Annotated in this window: 21 protein-coding genes; 6 read left to right on the top strand and 15 right to left on the bottom strand. The window is 50.2% G+C overall.

Annotated features, from left to right (window positions below; genetic code table 11):
• The first annotated feature begins 26 nt into the window (after nucleotides 1–26).
• The 3 genes from aceF (at nucleotide 27) to EJN92_RS01030 (ending at nucleotide 4,066) form a co-directional block, all read left to right on the top strand.
• On the top strand, nucleotides 27–1,394 hold the full coding sequence (gene aceF / locus EJN92_RS01040; protein WP_126126139.1) for a dihydrolipoyllysine-residue acetyltransferase: 1,368 nt from the start codon (nucleotides 27–29) through the stop codon (nucleotides 1,392–1,394).
• Nucleotides 1,395–1,407: 13 nt separating this feature from the next.
• Nucleotides 1,408–3,210 carry a dihydrolipoyl dehydrogenase gene (gene lpdA, locus EJN92_RS01035; RefSeq protein ID WP_126126138.1) on the top strand — a complete coding sequence of 601 codons (1,803 nt, stop codon included), beginning with the start codon at nucleotides 1,408–1,410 and terminating at the stop codon, nucleotides 3,208–3,210.
• A gap of 394 nt (nucleotides 3,211–3,604) precedes the next feature.
• Complete coding sequence (locus tag EJN92_RS01030; RefSeq protein WP_126126137.1) at nucleotides 3,605–4,066, top strand: hypothetical protein; 462 nt, start codon at nucleotides 3,605–3,607, stop codon at nucleotides 4,064–4,066.
• A 361-nt stretch (nucleotides 4,067–4,427) separates the two neighbouring features.
• Here the strand turns inward: EJN92_RS01030 and EJN92_RS01025 are convergent, their stop codons facing one another.
• The 4 genes from EJN92_RS01025 to EJN92_RS01010 form a co-directional block, all read right to left on the bottom strand.
• Nucleotides 4,428–4,634 carry a hypothetical protein gene (locus tag EJN92_RS01025; RefSeq protein WP_126126136.1) on the bottom strand — a complete coding sequence of 69 codons (207 nt, stop codon included), beginning with the start codon at nucleotides 4,632–4,634 and terminating at the stop codon, nucleotides 4,428–4,430.
• A gap of 722 nt (nucleotides 4,635–5,356) precedes the next feature.
• Nucleotides 5,357–6,376: an IS110 family RNA-guided transposase gene (locus EJN92_RS01020; protein WP_126126135.1), complete on the bottom strand. Its 1,020-nt coding sequence runs from the start codon at nucleotides 6,374–6,376 to the stop codon at nucleotides 5,357–5,359.
• 160 nt (nucleotides 6,377–6,536) lie between these two features.
• The gene (locus EJN92_RS01015; RefSeq protein ID WP_126126134.1) at nucleotides 6,537–6,986 is read right to left on the bottom strand and encodes a hypothetical protein; all 450 of its coding nucleotides are present in this window, start codon (nucleotides 6,984–6,986) and stop codon (nucleotides 6,537–6,539) included.
• Nucleotides 6,987–7,121: 135 nt separating this feature from the next.
• Entirely contained in the window at nucleotides 7,122–7,532 is a 411-nt protein-coding gene (locus EJN92_RS01010; protein ID WP_157984286.1) for a GNAT family N-acetyltransferase, read from the bottom strand.
• Nucleotides 7,533–7,817: 285 nt separating this feature from the next.
• Here EJN92_RS01010 and EJN92_RS01005 point away from each other — a divergent pair, with 285 nt between their 5' ends.
• On the top strand, nucleotides 7,818–8,147 hold the full coding sequence (locus EJN92_RS01005) for an antibiotic biosynthesis monooxygenase family protein (RefSeq protein WP_126126132.1): 330 nt from the start codon (nucleotides 7,818–7,820) through the stop codon (nucleotides 8,145–8,147).
• Between the two features lie 338 nt (nucleotides 8,148–8,485).
• Here the strand turns inward: EJN92_RS01005 and EJN92_RS01000 are convergent, their stop codons facing one another.
• The gene (locus EJN92_RS01000) at nucleotides 8,486–8,971 is read right to left on the bottom strand and encodes a DUF2938 domain-containing protein (protein WP_126126131.1); all 486 of its coding nucleotides are present in this window, start codon (nucleotides 8,969–8,971) and stop codon (nucleotides 8,486–8,488) included.
• 81 nt (nucleotides 8,972–9,052) lie between these two features.
• Here EJN92_RS01000 and EJN92_RS00995 point away from each other — a divergent pair, with 81 nt between their 5' ends.
• Nucleotides 9,053–9,496 (top strand): helix-turn-helix domain-containing protein, encoded by a 444-nt coding sequence (locus tag EJN92_RS00995; RefSeq protein ID WP_126126130.1) that lies wholly within the window; start codon nucleotides 9,053–9,055, stop codon nucleotides 9,494–9,496.
• Nucleotides 9,497–9,817: 321 nt separating this feature from the next.
• On the opposite strand, the gene EJN92_RS00990 is transcribed toward EJN92_RS00995, so the two are convergent.
• Nucleotides 9,818–10,783 (bottom strand): helix-turn-helix transcriptional regulator, encoded by a 966-nt coding sequence (locus tag EJN92_RS00990; RefSeq protein ID WP_126126129.1) that lies wholly within the window; start codon nucleotides 10,781–10,783, stop codon nucleotides 9,818–9,820.
• 146 nt (nucleotides 10,784–10,929) lie between these two features.
• Here EJN92_RS00990 and EJN92_RS00985 point away from each other — a divergent pair, with 146 nt between their 5' ends.
• On the top strand, nucleotides 10,930–11,598 hold the full coding sequence (locus EJN92_RS00985; RefSeq protein ID WP_126126128.1) for a glutathione S-transferase family protein: 669 nt from the start codon (nucleotides 10,930–10,932) through the stop codon (nucleotides 11,596–11,598).
• A 115-nt stretch (nucleotides 11,599–11,713) separates the two neighbouring features.
• Here the strand turns inward: EJN92_RS00985 and EJN92_RS21370 are convergent, their stop codons facing one another.
• The 9 genes from EJN92_RS21370 to EJN92_RS00950 all read right to left on the bottom strand — a co-directional run bounded on the left by EJN92_RS21370 (nucleotide 11,714) and on the right by EJN92_RS00950 (nucleotide 17,667).
• Nucleotides 11,714–11,863: a hypothetical protein gene (locus EJN92_RS21370; RefSeq protein ID WP_157984285.1), complete on the bottom strand. Its 150-nt coding sequence runs from the start codon at nucleotides 11,861–11,863 to the stop codon at nucleotides 11,714–11,716.
• Between the two features lie 28 nt (nucleotides 11,864–11,891).
• The gene (locus EJN92_RS00980; RefSeq protein ID WP_227869643.1) at nucleotides 11,892–12,161 is read right to left on the bottom strand and encodes a YncE family protein; all 270 of its coding nucleotides are present in this window, start codon (nucleotides 12,159–12,161) and stop codon (nucleotides 11,892–11,894) included.
• 82 nt (nucleotides 12,162–12,243) lie between these two features.
• Complete coding sequence (locus EJN92_RS00975; protein WP_126126126.1) at nucleotides 12,244–12,645, bottom strand: hypothetical protein; 402 nt, start codon at nucleotides 12,643–12,645, stop codon at nucleotides 12,244–12,246.
• A 140-nt stretch (nucleotides 12,646–12,785) separates the two neighbouring features.
• Entirely contained in the window at nucleotides 12,786–13,304 is a 519-nt protein-coding gene (locus tag EJN92_RS00970; RefSeq protein WP_126126125.1) for a DUF2867 domain-containing protein, read from the bottom strand.
• A gap of 120 nt (nucleotides 13,305–13,424) precedes the next feature.
• Nucleotides 13,425–14,768: an ABC1 kinase family protein gene (locus EJN92_RS00965; protein WP_126126124.1), complete on the bottom strand. Its 1,344-nt coding sequence runs from the start codon at nucleotides 14,766–14,768 to the stop codon at nucleotides 13,425–13,427.
• Between the two features lie 2 nt (nucleotides 14,769–14,770).
• Nucleotides 14,771–15,496 (bottom strand): TetR/AcrR family transcriptional regulator, encoded by a 726-nt coding sequence (locus EJN92_RS00960; protein ID WP_126126123.1) that lies wholly within the window; start codon nucleotides 15,494–15,496, stop codon nucleotides 14,771–14,773.
• Between the two features lie 260 nt (nucleotides 15,497–15,756).
• Nucleotides 15,757–16,347: a sigma-70 family RNA polymerase sigma factor gene (locus EJN92_RS00955; RefSeq protein ID WP_126126122.1), complete on the bottom strand. Its 591-nt coding sequence runs from the start codon at nucleotides 16,345–16,347 to the stop codon at nucleotides 15,757–15,759.
• 341 nt (nucleotides 16,348–16,688) lie between these two features.
• Nucleotides 16,689–16,823, bottom strand: coding sequence for a hypothetical protein (locus tag EJN92_RS21965; protein ID WP_265415594.1), 135 nt, complete (start codon nucleotides 16,821–16,823; stop codon nucleotides 16,689–16,691).
• On the bottom strand, nucleotides 16,816–17,667 hold the full coding sequence (locus tag EJN92_RS00950; protein ID WP_126126121.1) for a hypothetical protein: 852 nt from the start codon (nucleotides 17,665–17,667) through the stop codon (nucleotides 16,816–16,818). The genes EJN92_RS21965 and EJN92_RS00950 overlap by 8 nt, the downstream gene beginning before the upstream one ends.
• Nucleotide 17,668 lies beyond the last annotated feature (1 nt).

Here is a 17,668-nt window from a genome sequence, read left to right as displayed (position 1 = left end):
CATAAAAGCAAAGCGGAGTGAATACTATGAGTGCAATCGAAGTCAAAGTGCCGGATATCGGCGATTTCAAGGAAGTAGAAGTCATAGAGTTGATGGTCAAGGTAGGCGATACCGTCAAGCTTGATCAATCACTGGTGACGGTAGAATCAGACAAGGCCAGCATGGAAATCCCTTCCAGCCACGCCGGTGTCGTTAAAGAGATTAAAGTTAAAGTCGGTGACAAAATCGCCGAAGGTTCTTTGCTGTTGATCGTAGAAGCTGCTGGTGATGCCGCTGTTTCTGCTAGTGCAGCACCCGTCGCTGCCGCTGTGGCTGCAGCCGCACCAGCCGCCGTTGCTGCTGCCGCCGCGACACCAGTTGCAGCAGTCGCCGCCGTGCCTGCACCAGCTGCACCGGCCGCAGCATCAGCCGCACCAGCCGAGCTTACTTCGGTAACGCCAGCCGGTAATGCGCATGCTTCGCCATCGATACGTAAGTTTGCGCGTGAACTCGGGGTTGATTTGACGCGCGTTTCCGGATCAGGCCAAAAAGGCCGGATTACCGAAGAAGACGTACAAAACTTCGTTAAGGGCATCATGTCCTCATCGACTGCGGCACCGGCATTGGCCGCCAGTGCTGGTGGTGCTGGTGGTGCCACCAATGGTAGCGGCTTGGGTATCAATCTGTTGCCTTGGCCTTCACTCGACTTTAGTAAATTCGGCGCGACCGAATTACTGCCTCTGTCACGCATCAAAAAACTCAGTGGCCCTAATTTGCACCGCAACTGGGTGATGATCCCGCACGTGACGCATTTTGACGAAGCCGATATCACAGGTCTGGAAGAATTCCGTAAATCGTCCAATGATGCTTTGGTCAAGTCTGGCGTTAAGTTGACCATGCTGGCCTTTGTGATCAAGGCTAGCGTTGCGGCACTGAAGAAATTCAAGGCCTTCAATGCTTCGCTAGACGCCACCGGTGAAAACCTGATCCTGAAGTCTTACTACAACATCGGCTTTGCCGCCGATACGCCAAATGGCTTGATGGTGCCGGTGATTAAAAACGCTGACCAGAAAACCCTGTCGCAAATCGCGCTAGAGATGGGCGAGTTGTCGGCGCAGGCAAGAGACGGCAAGCTCAAGCCTGCTGACATGCAGGGCGCGACTTTCACGATTTCTTCGCTCGGCGGCATCGGCGGTACGGCATTTACGCCTATCATCAATGCGCCTGAAGTGGCGATTCTGGGTCTCTCCAAGTCTTCCATGAAGCCAGTTTGGGATGGCAAGCAATTCGTGCCGCGCCTGATTCTGCCTATGTCGCTGTCCTACGATCACCGCGTGATAGACGGCGCGATGGCGGCCAAGTTCTCTGCGTATCTGGGCGATGTCTTGTCCGATCTGCGTAAAACCTTACTGTAAGCGGAGACTAATAATGAGCACGATAGAAATTAAAGTACCGGACATCGGCGATTTTAAAGAAGTTGAAGTCATAGAATTACTGGTCAAAGTGGGCGACACCGTCAAGGTCGATCAATCACTGGTGACGGTAGAGTCAGACAAGGCCAGCATGGAGATCCCTTCCAGCCACGCCGGTGTCATCACCGAACTGAAGGTTAAGATTGGTGACAAGATCGCCGAAGGTTCTTTGCTGGCAGTAGTGACGGCAAGCGCCGATGCTGCGCCAGTAGCGGCACCCGCTGCAGCAGCCCCAGCTCCAGCCCCCGCTACAGCCGCAGTAACACCAACTGCAGTAGCAGCACCGGCAGCAGTGCTTACGGCTGCACCAGCCGCTTCCAGCTATGCCGGTCAAGTCGATGTTGAATGCGACATGATGGTGTTGGGCGCAGGTCCGGGCGGCTATTCGGCGGCTTTCCGCTCGGCGGATCTGGGCATGAATACCGTGCTGGTCGAGAAATATTCGACACTCGGCGGCGTCTGTCTCAATGTCGGTTGTATTCCGTCCAAAGCTTTGCTGCACGTGGCTGCCGTGATCGATGAAACCGCTTCTATGGCCAAGCATGGCGTGACGTTTGCCGCACCGGCAATCGATATTGATGCTTTGCGCGGCTACAAAGAAGGCGTCATCAAAAAAATGACCACAGGCTTGTCCGGCATGGCCAAGGCGCGTAAGGTCAATGTGGTACAGGGTGTCGGCCAGTTCGTCAGCCCGCACCACATCACCGTTACTGCGGCCGATGGCACGCAAAAAACCATACAGTTCAAGCAGGCGATTATCGCTGCCGGCTCTGCGGTGGTGAACCTGCCATTTGTACCAGTTGATCCGCGTATCGTCGATAGCACCGGTGCGCTGGAATTGCGTCAGATCCCTAAACGCATGCTGGTCATAGGCGGCGGCATCATCGGCCTGGAAATGGCGACCGTGTATTCGACCTTAGGTGCGCGCATCGACGTGGTTGAGATGATGGACGGCCTGATGCAAGGCGCAGACCGCGACATGGTCAAGGTCTGGCAAAAGTTCAACGAAAAACGCTTCGACAATATCATGTTGAAGACCAAAACCGTAGCCGTAGAAGCGCTGCCTGAAGGCATCAAGGTGACGTTTGAAGCGGCAGAAGCGGGCGCTGCAGCACCAGCTCCACAGCTGTACGATCTGGTATTGGTTGCGGTAGGCCGCAGCCCTAACGGCAAGAAGATCGCCGCCGACCAGGCTGGCGTGGCAGTGACGGATCGCGGGTTCATCAACGTCGATAAGCAGATGCGTACCAACGTGCCGCATATCTTCGCCATCGGTGACTTGGTCGGCCAACCTATGCTGGCGCACAAGGCCGTACATGAAGCGCATGTCGCAGCCGAAGCAGCGTTTGGCGAGAAAGCCTTTTTCGACGCCAAGGTCATCCCATCGGTGGCTTACACCGATCCTGAAGTGGCATGGGTAGGGATCACCGAAGACGAAGCCAAAGCCAAGGGCATTAAGCTAGAAAAAGGGCATTTCCCATGGGCAGCCTCAGGCCGCGCAGTGGCAAACGGCCGTGACGAAGGCTTCACCAAATTGCTGTTCGATGCGGAAACCAAACGCATCGTCGGCGGCGCCATGGTCGGCACCCACGCCGGCGACATGATAGGTGAGATCGCGCTGGCAATCGAGATGGGCGCAGACGCGGTCGATATCGGCAAAACCATCCATCCGCATCCAACTCTGGGTGAATCGATAGGCATGGCAGCAGAAGTCTACAAAGGCGTCTGCACCGATTTACCGCCTATGCGTAAGAAGTAAATCAGCGTTTGGTAGCTTGAATCTAAACTTTAGATCTAAGCTGCCAAAGCCTAAAAAGCCCGCGTGCAAGCAATTGCCAGCGGGCTTTTTTATTCAACACAAATAGAAATAGTGCCTAGCCCAACACGCATATTCCATGCGGGCTGCAGGGCAGTGTGCTTGGAGAAGCGCATGGAATATGCGCAGTGGCGTCGCCTGTTTTGAAAATTGTCTAATAATCGGGGTTTATCTGACGTGATGTATTTGCCGGCTTGGTTCGACAGGCTAAATAATCAGTACAACAAAATTTAGTCAATATCCACGCGGGTTTCAATGCATTCAAGAAAATTGTCTTTTTTAACATATTCGGTTAGTATTGTAAAATGAAAATTAAAACAAGTAGGCAACTCAAATCATGTCCACTGATGAATTATATGCAGAACTAAAAGATGACATCGCCGTCGTTGCCAATCCGTTGTTTGAATTTTCAGAAAAATGCCTCAAAGAGCGAGGCAATTTTCTTCCGCATGGTGCAGTGCTCGATGCGAGCGGAAAAGTTGGGCTTGTTGCCGCTTCACCCGATCCAAACGGCAGGTCAAAGTCCACAGAGGTTTTGCCTCTCCTGCACGAGGGGCTTCGCGCTCAAGTAAGGGAAGGAGATTTGGTCGCTATTGGTGTCGCCGAAAATGTCACGGTCACGCCGCAAGGCCAGCCATCCACGGAAGCAATCAAAGTACTTTTCGAGCATAAGCGGGGGCTGGTTGTAGCGCTCTACCTTCCATTCAAAAAGAAATTCCTGCGTGGCTACTCATTCGGCCAAGCGTTCACCGTTGTCACTACCGGAGAAGTCAATGCGTGGGCAGGCCCCGTTGGCTAACATCCTGGTCAAGGCGCGAATTCGCCACTGAGACGTTACGCCTAATATATGAAGTCAACTCGGTAAAGCGTGATGACTCATCTATTACGCCGTATTGAATCTCAAAACAGGTAACGCCACTGCCCATATTCCATACGCTTCTTCAAGCATGTTGGGCTGTGAGGCGCATGGGATATGCGCGCTGGCTTGCTGTTCTTCTGTCGTTGTTGTGCGATTGCAGGCCGGTGGTAGACCGGCAACTACATACCTTTTTTGCTTCGCCAAAAAAGGTATGCCAAAAAAGGCGCCGCAAAGTCGCTGTCCCTGCGGGATACCCAATTATGCAGGTCGTAAAATGGGAAATGAAGCAAACTCGCTACGCTCAAACAGCTTCACTTCTGATCCATTTTCCGCCCCGCACAATTGGCAGCGCCACATGCGAATTCGAGTCAAAAGCAGAGTCAAACCCCAGGTCAAAAGCCAAGTCCAAAGCCAGGTCAAAACCCAAGTCAAAACCCAAATCAAAAGCCGAGTCAAAAGTCAAGTCAACAGCAGCACCGAATTGCCGTAGCGCGATGTGCTTGCGCATTGCTTGTGCAAAGAGACGGCCGCCGCACCACGGATGTGTTGACTTTCGCCGTTCGCATGTGGCGCTGCCGCTTGTGCATGGCAGAAAATGGATTAGAAATGAAGCTGTCTGAGCCGCAGGCGAGTTTGCTTCATTTCCCATTTTTTGACCTGCACAGGCGGGTACCCGCAGGGCAGCGACTTTGCGTCGCCTTCTTTTGCTTCCGTTTCTTGGCGAAGCAAGAAAAGGGAGTAGCCGCCGGTCTACCACCGGCCAGCAATCGCACAACAACGACAGAAATACAAACAAGACCAAGCCACAGCAAACCAAAAACAGCATGCCGCCAACACGCATATTCCATGCGGGCTACAGGCCTATGTGCTTGAAGAAGCGCATGGAATATGCGCCGTGGCAGGGATGCATATGAGATTTCATATGGCTCAATAGATGAAGCCCATTGCGTATATGGACTCCTCCAATCTTGCAAGTTTTTTGTTTAGACAATAGGTGTAACTGCTCGCGTATATCCGGCTTCTATTTGGGTGCCGTCGCACCCGAGCCATAATGGAATCTGCGCGCTTGCTCCAGAACGCCCTAGCGACCTTATCTTTTTCAAGATAGAGGGCCTATTCAATAGGCTGGTGATTCAAGCGCCGGTTTAACCTGTTTGCCATCACTTCAAAAATCGCAATTACTGCTGGTTGTTACTCGTCACTACTTCAATTTTGTCTCAACGTTTCGCACTAAATTCCCGCACTTCTATAGGTTTCTTTTCGACTTAATACCGCCCAGGCAATGCGGGCGTTTTTATTGGCCAAGGCAACTGTCGCAATGTTTCGATTTCGCCTTGCCATCAATCCTTGTGCCCATCGACTTCGTCGGTCTTGTTTATTGGTGCAGGCATTTAATGCCGCTCGTGCACCATGAATGAGCAAGGTTCTGAGATAGGTTTCGCCACGCTTACTAATGTGACCTAAACGTTCTTTGCCACCACTTGAATGTTGGCGCGGAACCAGACCTAACCAGGCTGCCATGTCTCTGCCATTGGTAAATTGTGTAGCGTCGCCTACTGCCGCAACCAAAGCGCTGGCGGTGATTGGGCCAACACCTTCTATTTCCATGAGTCTTTGAATTCGCTCATCGGATTTGACTGTCGCTTCAATACGTCGATCATGTGCTTTAATTTTGTCATCAACTTGCCTCAATTCTTCTGCCAATTCACTTAATAATTGGCGGAAGCGCTCATTAAGTTGTCCATCAGTTTGTTCCAGCAGTATGGGTAAGGCTTGACGAACCTGAGAAATGCCCAAGCCAATAACGATACCAAACTCACCAAGCAATCCGCGTATTTCATTGCTTAACGCAGTTCTTGCTCGAATTAGGCGACTGCGAATTCGATGTTCTGCTTGAGTCACTTGCTGGTCAGTATTTTTGACCGCAACAAATCGCATTGACGGACGACTAACTGCCTCACAAATTGCCTCGGCATCATTGGCATCGTTCTTGCCACTCTTTACGTAGGGCTTGACGAATTGTGCGGCGATAAGCTTGATCTGATGACCGTACTTGCTTAATTCTCTTGCCCAATAGTGCGAGGAACCACATGCCTCCATACCGATTAAACAAGGTGGTAATTCTTTGAAAAATTCATGCATTTGCGCACGACGTAACTGCTTGCGCATCACCACTTTCTCAAATCGATCAACGCCATGCAATTGAAAAACTTGTTTTGCCAGATCGATACCAATTCGACTAATATTCATTTGGACTTCTCCTCTGTGAACTGACTAGTTTTATGACTCATCAGTTTGGCACAGTTGATGCCGTAGGGGGAGGAGTCCATTCCATTGCCCTACGATTACGCCTTACCGCGTTGGTGCGCGGAGGTAGTAGACCCACCTGCTATGCAGTCGATTTGGCTTTTCACTCAAGCTCCATGAAATATTTAATCAGACCCACAGGCTTTCTCTCTTCAGTTCCGAAACACCGAAATAGTTCATCAACTCCCTTCTGATGAGCGGCCTTGTATGTCGGATCATCTTGTAGGTTGACACTATCTTTCACGTATTGAATGGTATCAATGTTTTGATCGTGAAAAACGATTGAGTGACCTGCAATGATTCTAAGAATTGCATCTTCCTCAGATTTACACGGAGAGCCAAGTCTTTGTAGAGCTGCGTCAAAGAAGCCGAATAGATAGCCTCGCACAAATTTGCTTTGAAGCTCAGCCGTATAGTTTGGCCGATTTCGACAAAGGAGTAGTTGCATATCCAGAACCGTCGCAACGCTTCCTATTGCCTTGACACTCTGTTTATCTAAAGTATCGAACACAGCATCGAGAGGTGTCCTCTTTTTTTTAAAAAAACCAAACATGACTATCTCTTTCTTGTGCGAGTGTTGTGAATAAAGCTTCGAGAGGCCTAACGTTGGAAATAACTTGCAGCCGGAATGCCCGAGGCATGGAAGGAACCCAAAGCGTAGCTTTGAGCTGTCAGGTTGATTAAATGGTTAGGCCTCTTTAGTAACAAGTAATTTCTCCATCTTTGCTGGGTCATTTGGCATTGACATATATCCTTTCCCGATGTACCACGAAATAAGCCAGCTTGAATCTATCGTGCGATCAAAAGGGCGGGGCTCTAGCCTAATCGATTCGCAGTGAAGGCTCTTCGCAAGTTCCTCAGAGTATGAAAGCAATTTGCTACCGATGCCTCGTCCTCGGTACTCCGGAAGTACAAATAATTCGTAAATGAATCCTAACGACTGATCGCTCCAGTTGTCGTAGCAAAGAAAACCAACGTCACATTCGCTGATTTTTGCAATAAACATTCTTGATCTACCGTTCTTTGCTCGTTCTGCGAGTCCGCGAAGCATTGAGTTCGTAACAAAGGTAGATATTGTGATTTCGATGATGGATAGCATTAGAACTCCAAAATATGAGAACGGACTAACTAGAAATGTGCGCCACCGTGACGGGCTACGCATGATACTTTAATAAAAAATTTTTGAAACCCGGTAGTGGACTGGCTTTGGAAATATTTATTGCATTTTGGATACCATTAAACGAGCTGCCAAGGTCAGGTCTTGCGTTGCAACAGCGTTGTGAAGCAAGGAGCACTCGACGAGCAGCATGAGCAATGCGCAGCAAACTCGATGGTAAACTGCACGCTGCGAAAAAATTCGATGACTATCCAAGAGAGTGCGCGCATGAGTTCAAAAGGTCCAGGGTTTGCCGTTTTGTATCGGTGGCGTCTGCACGAAGACGCCGAAGTATCATTTGTGAGGGCATGGACACGCGTTTCAGAGTTGCTGCTTTCTGAGCGTGGCTCGCTTGGCTCTCGTCTGCACCGCGGTCCCGATGGTTTGTGGTACAGCTATGCACAGTGGCCGAGTGCAGACGCCAGGAAACAGGCATTCGCTCTCGAATCTGTAGATCCTGAAGCTGAGCGCCAGATGACCGAGGCCATCGCAGAACGCTTCCCTGAAATCGTTCTAGAGCCAGTCTCTGACCTCATGGTTTTACCTTCAAAAAACTAAAAGAGTTAGCAACGCAATTGAATTCAAGCTTGTAACTCGGTAAGACGTAGCGTGCTCCATCTATCCCATTGTAAGCAATCTCAAAACAGGCAAGCCCACTGCGCATATTCCATGCGGGCTGCAGGCCGATGTGCTTGAAGAAGCGCATGGAATATGCGCAGTGGCAGGCATGCTTATGCGATTCCAAACAGTTCAATAGATGAAGCCAATTGCTCCCTGCAATTGCGCCTTACCGCGTTAAATAGGATAGGGGAGAAACGAGCGGGGATATACATTGAATTTTCCTGAGGGCTTGGTAGTCAATGAAAAATGGCGATGATTTGGTTTGAGCTTCATATTCAGGCTATCAGCACTATGATTCGAGCAGCGATATAGAGTCCGCAGCCAAAAACGATGTGCGTGATCAAACTCTGTAAGCGCGCCGACGCAGGATGAGGCGTGCGTGAGGCCGCAATACCTGCGCCCATCCCCGGTTGCATTAAAAAGAAGGGCGCAGTCACGCTTCCTACGCCGACGGCCAGGGCGGGGGCAATCGTCGGCAGCCCAATCCAAGCCATTCCCCAAATCGCAACGAGCATGGCAGCGAATGTGATGCCCACCAGATAATGGGTCAGCCATCCTAAAATAGCTTCGCCGCGTACAGCTGCGGAATCTTTTATGCTGTTATGGCGAAAACGGCCACGGGGCATATGCGCAATCCATCGGCCGAGCAAACCATAGTTTGGCATTGGGATGCGGAGCAGTGCTTGGCGCATGAGGCTCCATAAATCCATCACCGCTGTCGCTCCAATGCCAATCAACACCACATTCAATAAATCGTTCATTTTTCTCTCCGGCAGTCTCTTTGATTGAAATAGGCTGCTATCCTACGAGTTCAAGTTAACTTGAGGTCAAGGACTATTTAAATGGATATTGCTGAAGTGGCGCAACGCTCGGGCTTACCCGCCTCCACACTGCGTTTTTATGAAGAAAAAGGGCTTATTTGTTCGGTCGGCCGACACGGGCTGCGGCGACTTTTTGGCAACAACATCTTGGAACGATTGGCGCTCATCGCCTTAGGGCGTGCAGCCGGTTTTTCCTTGGCTGAAATTTCTCCGATGCTAGGCGCAGAAGGCACCCCGCAAATTGATCGACAACTCTTGTTAGACAAAGCCAGGGAACTCGATCGCACCATCCAAAAATTAACCGCAATGCGTGATGGACTACAACACGCCGCCGTTTGCAAAGCGACTAGCCACATGGAATGCCCAACGTTTCGCCGTCTAATTGGTTTGGCGGCAGCTGGCGTCAATCGTGGGGATGAGGAGAAAAAACACCGTAATCGATCTCGAACTAGTCAAAGTGTGTAACGGTTAAACAAATGAACTGGGTGATGCAAGACCTGAGTCCAGCACACAGCACCCTGCATCTCAAACACGACCAGGCCACAGCAATCCAAAACCGCATGCCGCCAACGCGCATATCCCATGCGGCTCGCCCGCCTATGTGCTTGAAGAAGCGCATGGAATATGCGCAGTGGCGCTGCCTGTTTGAGATTTTATACGGCGTAATAGATGAAGCCCATTACGCCTTACTGAGTTGCATTAGAATAGAATGCGTCAACGCAAGACCTGCCCAGTACTTGCAAGCATTTACCAATACTTTACTTGTTTTGACGCCACGCGGAAGACTTACGTCTTATAGATAGATTTCATACTGGTGATGGCTTCCATGACTTTTTGGCGCAGCTCTGGCGGCTCCAGCACTTCTGCTTCGTTCCCAAAGCGTAAGATATCGGCACAAGCCATCATCAGAGATCCGACAGGCATGGTGGCTATGCACCAGCCTTCTGCATCAGTTTCAGTGGACAACTGCATTTCTGAAAACGCATACGGTGACAAAAAGTGCTCCCGCCATTTCACACCAATAGGTGAGAGGCGCAGTGTTGCCATATTGCTGTGCATGTCGCGCTCCAGTTTTTCTGTCGATTTGCGCCAGTAGGCTGCCAGGTCAAATGGGCCTGGCCTCTGGAAACGCTCATCCAGTACAGAAATTTCCTGTATGCGCGAAATTCTGTAGGTGCGCGGAAGCTCATCGACTTGAGCGACCAGATACCAGGAACCAGCTTTCATGACCATGCCCAAAGGCTCCACCGTGCGCTCCCGTATGCCTTTCCAGCTCTGGTAGCGTATCTGTATCCGCTTATGTTCCCATACGGCATCAGCCACCAGAGGCAGGTATTGCGGCTGTTCCGACTGGGAAAACCAGCTGGGTGCATCAAGGTGAAAGCGGGAACGCATTTCCAGTGCACCTTCACGCAGGGAAGCTGGCATGGCAGACAGCAATTTGTTTTGCGCCGCCATCATGACAGATCCCAGCCCCATGTCGCTTGCCGCACCTGCCAGGCCGCTCATGAACAAGGTTTCTGCCTCCTTGGCGGACAAGCCATTCAACTGCGTGCGGTAGCCATCCAGCAAACGATAACCACCACCAGACCCGCGCTCGCTATAAATAGGAATGCCCGCTTCGCTCATGGCGTCGATATCGCGATAAATGGTACGCAAATTGACAGCACATTCTTCTGCCAACTCAGGCGCAGTAGCAAAACCGCGCGCCTGCAGGATGGCAAGGATGTTAATCAGACGACTGGCACGCATACATGGGCAAAGCCTTATTTTTGTACAAATCTTAAAATAGTAGCAAATATTAACCAATCCTGACAAAAGATGTCAGGTATGAAAGCATATTCTTACATCAACGGCCCGGCAATCCCGCCACCGCAATGAAAAAGAAAGGTCTTACCATGAAAAATACAGACAACATCACCCTGTTCTACGCTCCACAAACACGCGCTACAGGAGCTTTGATTATGCTGGAAGAATTGAGCGCACCTTATCAATTGCATGTCTTGAACATGAAAACTGGCGAACAAAGGCAAAGCGAATATCTGTCCATCAACCCCATGGGTAAAGTACCTGCAATTGAGCATCGTGGCCAGCTCATTACCGAGCAAGTAGCGGTATTCTTGTATCTGGCTGACCTGTTCCCGCAGGCAGGACTGACACCTGCACTGGATAGCCAGTTGCGCGGTCCTTATCTGCGCTGGATGGCCTACTATGCGGCATGCTATGAGCCTGCACTGGTAGACAAGTTTGCGCAACATCCGCCAGTGATGCCTTCGATGTGCCCTTACGGTGATTTTGACACCATGCTGGGCATCATCAAGGCGCAACTGGAAAAGGGACCATATTTACTGGGTGAGCAATTCACTGCAGCAGATGTACTCTGGGGCAATGCCTTGCGCGTGGGTACCATCTTCAAGCTGGTGCCTGAGTCACCTGTCGTCATGAATTATATTGAACGTGTTTGCAGCCGTCCGGCTTTTGTCAAAGTCGATGCCATTGATGCTGCCTGGGCAGCAGAACATGAGCGCATCGTCAGTGAATCCAAGCCTGAAGACAAGGCTGCCTGATCGAGGCTACTGATTGAGCCAGCCTTAACACCTCTGTAAAAAACAATGTCCCTGGTCCGGATATCTTTCCGGGTCAGATACATGCATGAGGCTGCCAGGGTCAAGGCTGCCAGGGTCAGGCCTTGCGTTGATCTGGTCCAGGTTCCAACTCAAAGCGCAAGACGTAGCGCGCTCCAACTATCATGCCGTAAGCGATCTCAAAACCGACTAGCCCACTGCGCATATTCCATGCGCTTCTCCAAGCATGCCGGCCTGTGAACCGCATGGGATATGTGCCTTGGGCCTATGCCATGTTAGGATTTTGCGGCGAGCTGCTGCACGATTTGCTGGTTGCTGCGGTCGACCTTGGAGATGCTCAGGTCTTCGTTGAGTACATAGGCTAGCTTGCCGTCGCGGGTGAACACGATGGCTTGACGCGGTTGCTTGAAGCCGGCGATGGTGGCGACTACTTTGAGGCTGGCGACATCGATCACTGAGACGGTATTGTCGGCCAGATTGCCTGAGTACAGTTGCTTGCCATCTGGGCTTAACGCCGCACCGTAAGGGGCACGCCCGACCGCCACTAGCGCGCTGATCTCGCACTTGGCGCTATCGGCCGACGGCTTACTGAGTTTAATGTGTTGCTAAACCAGTTTGGTAAAGCTTTTAACGCGATAGAACACTGCTTTGTCGTGTACGCAAGCCCATGCCAACAGTCAATGCTATGACTAGGAAAACAGGCCATAGATACATGCTTGTGACATTGCCAAATCGCGAGATACTGTAAGTTAGAAACAAGATAGACAAGGCAAGGAGTTGGGCAATGATGTACTTGGCGAGTGCGCGGTTGTTCGGATTCATGAATAGATAGGCTAGCGCTACAATCATCAATCCGTAGGCTGTGGTCACAGAACGCCAGGCGACTTCGGCAATCGCACGAATGCCAGGAGGCAGGGAGCTCTGTTGAATCGGGGCATTCAATTGCGGGCTGCCCACGAAGATTTGCATGCCTATCATGAACAAGCACAGCAATGCTGCACTTAAGTACCAGCAATTTTGCTTTCGCATAGGATTTTCTTTGATGTCATTTAATTTGTGACTTACACAGATAAGCTAAGCTGCGTAGGGCGCACCCTACAAAAGTCGATTTGCCTAAGCCTTAAATTTGCCTGAGCGACTTTCGGTTCTGCTCTCGCTTTCGGTAAGCTTCAAGCTGACAATAATCCTTTCGTTAGCACCGCTGGCGCAATAATTTTATGCGCCGGTGCAACAAAAAACATATACACGCGGCCTAGTACATTGTGAGTGTGCACCACGGTAGTCAGGGCGACGCAATGCTGCTCGCCCTTACTCTGTTTGAAAACCGATATCTTGACGTTCAGATGTTTGTCTGAATCACCCAAGATGATTTCGTTCTCTGATAAATATTGTAAAGAGAAGATACCAATGCGGTCGCCGACTCGGTAGGCGCTGACTGGCTTTTCTTTAAACTCATTCAAAAGCCCTAGATTTTTAAGTCCAAACAAAGTAACGACGCGATTGCGTATGGACATTAAACGGTTGACCCATGCGGGGGTTTTTCTAATGATCATTAAATACAGTTCCAGCGCCGATGGCGTGTTCGTATTTATCGGAAACTGGTAACAATCATGAAAATCTGCCCCGCTCAAACTACGCGCAATTTCGCTAGAGACAGGTACTTCCGTGGCGCTCACTTGTGAGTTCATTTTTTTCCTTGTATTTGAATGAAGGAGAGATTTTCACAATCAACGTTACTGTTCAGCCGACTATGAAGAAAGTCAAAACCCCTCACCGCTGAGACGCGGAGAACGGCAAAGTAGTGCTCCTTATTTTTCTTGATTTGAAATTTGTTTTGTCCATGGGTTGCCCGTCACAACCGTCGCAGCTATTTTTTTTAGCATGTGCATAAGGCCCAAGAATGCGCGATCAAAATACGGCAAGTCTTCATGAAAACCTGCGGCGATGTTCATCATGGTTTTGCTGTTACTGCGTTCAGGCGATGGATAAGCGGATTTATTGCTGAAATCAAAATGCTGACTTCTAAACGGCTCCAATTGCCAGTTGATGAGAGGCGTAATTGCTGGTATCAAGGTTTCAATAAAATCGGCCAAGCTCAATTCTGGCGAAATGACACCGATAGCGATATACGCTGCACGAACCTGTGCATAGTTGTCTTCTGAAGGCGTATCGAACAGCGCTGTCCAGGCCTGCGCCATGGCTTCGCAAAAATCCTGCGAGATTGTTTTGGTACAGCCAAAATCGAGTACGCCTAATTGCCCATCAGGCATAAACAAAAAGTTACCCGGATGTGGATCGGCGTGTAAGCGACCAAGTTGGCGCACGCTGTGCCAGAACCAGTCGTAAAGCAGTTGGCCGAAATGGTCGCGCTGCGTTTGAGTTGGATTGGTAGCTAACCACGGCTCTAGGTGCAAGCCTTCCAAATGCTGCATCGTTAACACGCGGCGGCTCGATTGCTCGCCCAGCGCTTGCGGGATGACGATGCCTGGTAGCGAGACGTGCGCGCCAAACCAGCGCAACTGTTCTGCCTCATGTTCATAATCTAGTTCTTCCGTCAGCTTGTGTTCAATCTCATGCATCATGCGATCGATCAGCTCTTTGCGTGGCATCAGGTCGGTACCCATCGCCAGGGTTTGCAAGAGCCCTTGCAGCATGCGGATATCGCTGCCTATTGATGAGGCAATCCCAGGGTACTGCACTTTAACCGCGACTTTGCTACCATCGGCCAAGCTGGCTCTATGCACTTGCCCGAGGCTGGCGGCGGCAAACGAATGTGGCTCAAACTGGGCGAACATCTGCTCTGGTGCGAGACCAAATTCACGGCTAAATACTTTGTGAACTAGTGCGCGATTGAGTGGCGTGACTTGGTAGCAGCCTTTGGCTAATTCGCGTCGTATGCCGGCAGGTAAAAAATCGGCTTCCATACTTAGCAATTGCGATACTTTAAGCGCAGTGCCTTTGAGTTGATTCAGTGCGCGAAATAAAATGCGCCCAAGTTCAGCTTCGTGCTGATCTCTGGCCGCGTCCTTGTCGCTATCATCACGCGTGAGTTGGCGTGCCCTATGCCCGATATGCGTAATGCCAGCGTGCGCCAGCGCCAGACCGCTAATGGCGCTGCGTTTTAATTTACTGGTGGCGGGTGCCTTGCTCATGATTATTTTCCGAGGCCACGTTTGGCCAGTTTCAACATATCCAAAATACCGGAACCATTTTGCATCAGACGTGACAACTGGTTGCGTAACAAGAATCCGGCCAGCTCAGAGAGCTTATTCACGACACCACTTTTCAATGCCAGGACCAGGATCGCCAAGGTTAAATCGACCAGTTGCGTGGTATCAGAAAATTCTTCTGATTCATCTTTCAGCCAATACGCTATCACTGCAAACAGGTAATCGGCAAACAGGCCGCCCAGCATATTTTTAAAATCACACACCGCGATCTCGCCACTCAGCTCAGCCGCATCGATAAACGCCACTACTTGCGCTTTTAAGGCTTGCTGTCCTGGCATATTGTCACGCATCATCAGTAAGGGCGATTTGCCGACTACGCTGCGCGTAATTGCGACAAACTCACGGTCTGCCAATAACAATTCAAGCAAGGCATCCACCAGGCGTTGCAAACGCTCCTGCAAGCCAAACTCATCAAAGCCCGGCGTTTCTAAAGTTTGCTCCAGTACGATTTCAATACACAATTCGTAATAACCGAGCATTAACTTCTCTTTGGTCGGAAAGTATTTATAGATCGTGGCATCGCCAATTCCTGCTGCCCGCGCGATCTGTTTCATGCTGCTTGCGTCATAACCATGCTCGGTCATCAGATCGACTGCAGTGCGAATAATCTGGCGCCGGGTTTGTTCTTGCTGGGATTTAGATGTTTTCATAATCAATACTCACTATCTTTAAAATTGAAGATTATTGACTTTAATATATACCTAAAGTATTTTAAGTGCAAGAATCATGAGAGTATTCGATTAAATTAATTTTTTATTATGTTTATTGGCGTTGGCACTTGAGCGTGAGAATGCAGGGCTGGGAACCTGAAAAAGGAAGACCTCGTATTTAATTAGTGACCGAAGGCGCAATGGTTGCGGCAATTGCGCCGTAGCGCATGTTCGAAAATAAGCAGCAAATGTTAGCGGCATCAGGCCAGACGACAAATGCCATGCAAGTTCAGTGAGCTGCGCAGTCTTAAGCGGGCACGAAATAGTACGACCCATAAATTGGCGGCGGATAGGTTGAGTTCTGCGCAGATTTCTTCGGCTTCGCATTCCAACCAGGCGTGCATCATGAATACCTTGGCGGTTTTGATGGGCAATTTTTCTAGCGAACTCTCGAATATGCGGAAAAAATCTTTTTGCTCTAGTAGCGTGTCGGGGGCATTGCCCGCGCGCGCCACTGGCGGCTTGTGGTAAGCCTGGTGCGTGCTGTTGCGCGTACTGTTGAGCAGGCTATCGATCAGGTCGGACTCAGCCGCCTCATCATCCAATATCAGCGATGTTTCTCTTTCTGAAGCACGCAGAATGTCGATGATTTTATATTTGAGTATGCCTGCGACATAGGTGCGAAATGCTGCGCGCCCGGCAAAACGATCTGGCTGTTCCAGCGCCGCCAGCAGCGCTTCTTGTACCGCATCTTCGGCCTGCGCAGGATTGCGTAATCGCTGCAGCGCATAGCGTAATAATAGTGGCCGCATCGTTAGCAATTGTTGGTGGCTGTCCTGGCGATTGCGCATCGCGCTAAATATGGGCCTTGCTGTTTGCTGTTGAGCGAGAGGGGAGTGTGCGTGCATGGCCTTAGGAGCGTGATGGGTGGGAGTAAAAAGACGGTGATGTCTTGATATACGTGCGCATCAGAAGTTTGGATTCAAATACAGAGTTCAATTCTGTGAGTCCGGCAGCGACAGCAACAAAAAAGCCCGCGGCACATGCCTGCGGGCTTATTAATGTGAAATTAATGAGAACTTAATGGAAAATAAAATCCTGCCATGCCCTTGCGCATAGCCCATGCGGCCTGCAGGGCAGATAGGCTGGAAACCCGCATGGATACTGGGTATCCGGCCTATGCCTAATTTTTTTAAAGCTGCTTGGATGAGGCTAGCCTGAAATAGCTTGATGCAAATTTTGCTCTGATAGGCTTAGGCTTAGGCTTAGGCTTAGGCTTAGGCTTAGGCTTAGGCTTAGGCTTAGGCTTAGACTTAGGCTTAGGCATCGACGATCTGAAAAGGCTTGAGCATCCTTACACGCATAGATTTTAGTTTGGCGAAGCGTAGTTCCATATCGTTTTCCAGCAGCCATTCATGCTGGCTTTCGGCGCGCATGGCCTGGCCTTGCAGATTGAACCCTTGCCAGTCGAAATCAAGCGTGACGCTAAAACTTTGATTGCCATGGTCCAGCACTTTAAAGTTTTTATAGGCGTGGCTGCTAACGCTGATGCGTTGCGGGATAGCGCTAATCCAGGCATCAAATTGCTGCAGATTGCTGATGTGCTGGCCTTCGCTTAGCTCTAAAAAAAAATCGTCCGCCAGAAGTTCATGCAACTTAGCGCTATCACCATTGGCTGTTTCTAGTAGATACAGCCAATAGTGCATAAAAGATTTGCTGCGGTTTTCTGCATAGGCGGGCTCAAAATCGAACTGCGCGATCTGGCCGGTGGCTTGTAAATCGAGTTTCTCAAAGACCGGCAGATCTTGTTCAGTGCTCACGAGCACGGTCGCATAATGCAGACGGTAGCTGTGCCTGGAAAGATCGGGACGTATGTTTTGATACACGATGTCGGCTTCTAAAGAGAGCTTGCCATCGGGCAGTAGTTTGACCTCGGTATTTTGCACATGATGGGCATTTTGCCAGCCAGTAAATAGCTCCAGTCTCTGCTGTAAATCGGCTTTCCCCTTGCTCGTGCCCATTTGCGAAGTAATCTCTACATCGTCGCTGAGTAGCGCTTTTTGATTGGCGATACGGGCCTCGGTCAACGGCACTTCATACACCTGGTACCAACGATAGTATTGCGCCAGCGCCAGATGGGTTTGCTGCTGTAGATGAAATGGATTTGTCATT

It is taken from the genome of Undibacterium parvum, assembly GCF_003955735.1.
GTDB lineage: Bacteria > Pseudomonadota > Gammaproteobacteria > Burkholderiales > Burkholderiaceae_D > Undibacterium > Undibacterium parvum.
The sequence above is the reverse complement of the archived record's forward strand: the minus strand, read 5'-3'. Positions and strand labels throughout refer to the sequence as shown.

What these genes read in the sequence shown, in the direction of transcription:
- aceF (WP_126126139.1), top strand. Translation starts at nt 27, where the DNA reads ATGAGTGCAATCGAAGTCAAAGTGCCGGATATCGGCGATTTCAAGGAA.
- lpdA (WP_126126138.1), top strand. Translation starts at nt 1,408, where the DNA reads ATGAGCACGATAGAAATTAAAGTACCGGACATCGGCGATTTTAAAGAA.
- EJN92_RS01030 (WP_126126137.1), top strand. Translation starts at nt 3,605, where the DNA reads ATGTCCACTGATGAATTATATGCAGAACTAAAAGATGACATCGCCGTC.
- EJN92_RS01025 (WP_126126136.1), bottom strand. Translation starts at nt 4,634, where the DNA reads ATGCGCAAGCACATCGCGCTACGGCAATTCGGTGCTGCTGTTGACTTG.
- EJN92_RS01020 (WP_126126135.1), bottom strand. Translation starts at nt 6,376, where the DNA reads ATGAATATTAGTCGAATTGGTATCGATCTGGCAAAACAAGTTTTTCAA.
- EJN92_RS01015 (WP_126126134.1), bottom strand. Translation starts at nt 6,986, where the DNA reads ATGTTTGGTTTTTTTAAAAAAAAGAGGACACCTCTCGATGCTGTGTTC.
- EJN92_RS01010 (WP_157984286.1), bottom strand. Translation starts at nt 7,532, where the DNA reads ATGCTATCCATCATCGAAATCACAATATCTACCTTTGTTACGAACTCA.
- EJN92_RS01005 (WP_126126132.1), top strand. Translation starts at nt 7,818, where the DNA reads ATGAGTTCAAAAGGTCCAGGGTTTGCCGTTTTGTATCGGTGGCGTCTG.
- EJN92_RS01000 (WP_126126131.1), bottom strand. Translation starts at nt 8,971, where the DNA reads ATGAACGATTTATTGAATGTGGTGTTGATTGGCATTGGAGCGACAGCG.
- EJN92_RS00995 (WP_126126130.1), top strand. Translation starts at nt 9,053, where the DNA reads ATGGATATTGCTGAAGTGGCGCAACGCTCGGGCTTACCCGCCTCCACA.
- EJN92_RS00990 (WP_126126129.1), bottom strand. Translation starts at nt 10,783, where the DNA reads ATGCGTGCCAGTCGTCTGATTAACATCCTTGCCATCCTGCAGGCGCGC.
- EJN92_RS00985 (WP_126126128.1), top strand. Translation starts at nt 10,930, where the DNA reads ATGAAAAATACAGACAACATCACCCTGTTCTACGCTCCACAAACACGC.
- EJN92_RS21370 (WP_157984285.1), bottom strand. Translation starts at nt 11,863, where the DNA reads ATGCGGTTCACAGGCCGGCATGCTTGGAGAAGCGCATGGAATATGCGC.
- EJN92_RS00975 (WP_126126126.1), bottom strand. Translation starts at nt 12,645, where the DNA reads ATGCGAAAGCAAAATTGCTGGTACTTAAGTGCAGCATTGCTGTGCTTG.
- EJN92_RS00970 (WP_126126125.1), bottom strand. Translation starts at nt 13,304, where the DNA reads ATGAACTCACAAGTGAGCGCCACGGAAGTACCTGTCTCTAGCGAAATT.
- EJN92_RS00965 (WP_126126124.1), bottom strand. Translation starts at nt 14,768, where the DNA reads ATGAGCAAGGCACCCGCCACCAGTAAATTAAAACGCAGCGCCATTAGC.
- EJN92_RS00960 (WP_126126123.1), bottom strand. Translation starts at nt 15,496, where the DNA reads ATGAAAACATCTAAATCCCAGCAAGAACAAACCCGGCGCCAGATTATT.
- EJN92_RS00955 (WP_126126122.1), bottom strand. Translation starts at nt 16,347, where the DNA reads ATGCGCAATCGCCAGGACAGCCACCAACAATTGCTAACGATGCGGCCA.
- EJN92_RS21965 (WP_265415594.1), bottom strand. Translation starts at nt 16,823, where the DNA reads ATGCCTAAGCCTAAGTCTAAGCCTAAGCCTAAGCCTAAGCCTAAGCCT.
- EJN92_RS00950 (WP_126126121.1), bottom strand. Translation starts at nt 17,667, where the DNA reads ATGACAAATCCATTTCATCTACAGCAGCAAACCCATCTGGCGCTGGCG.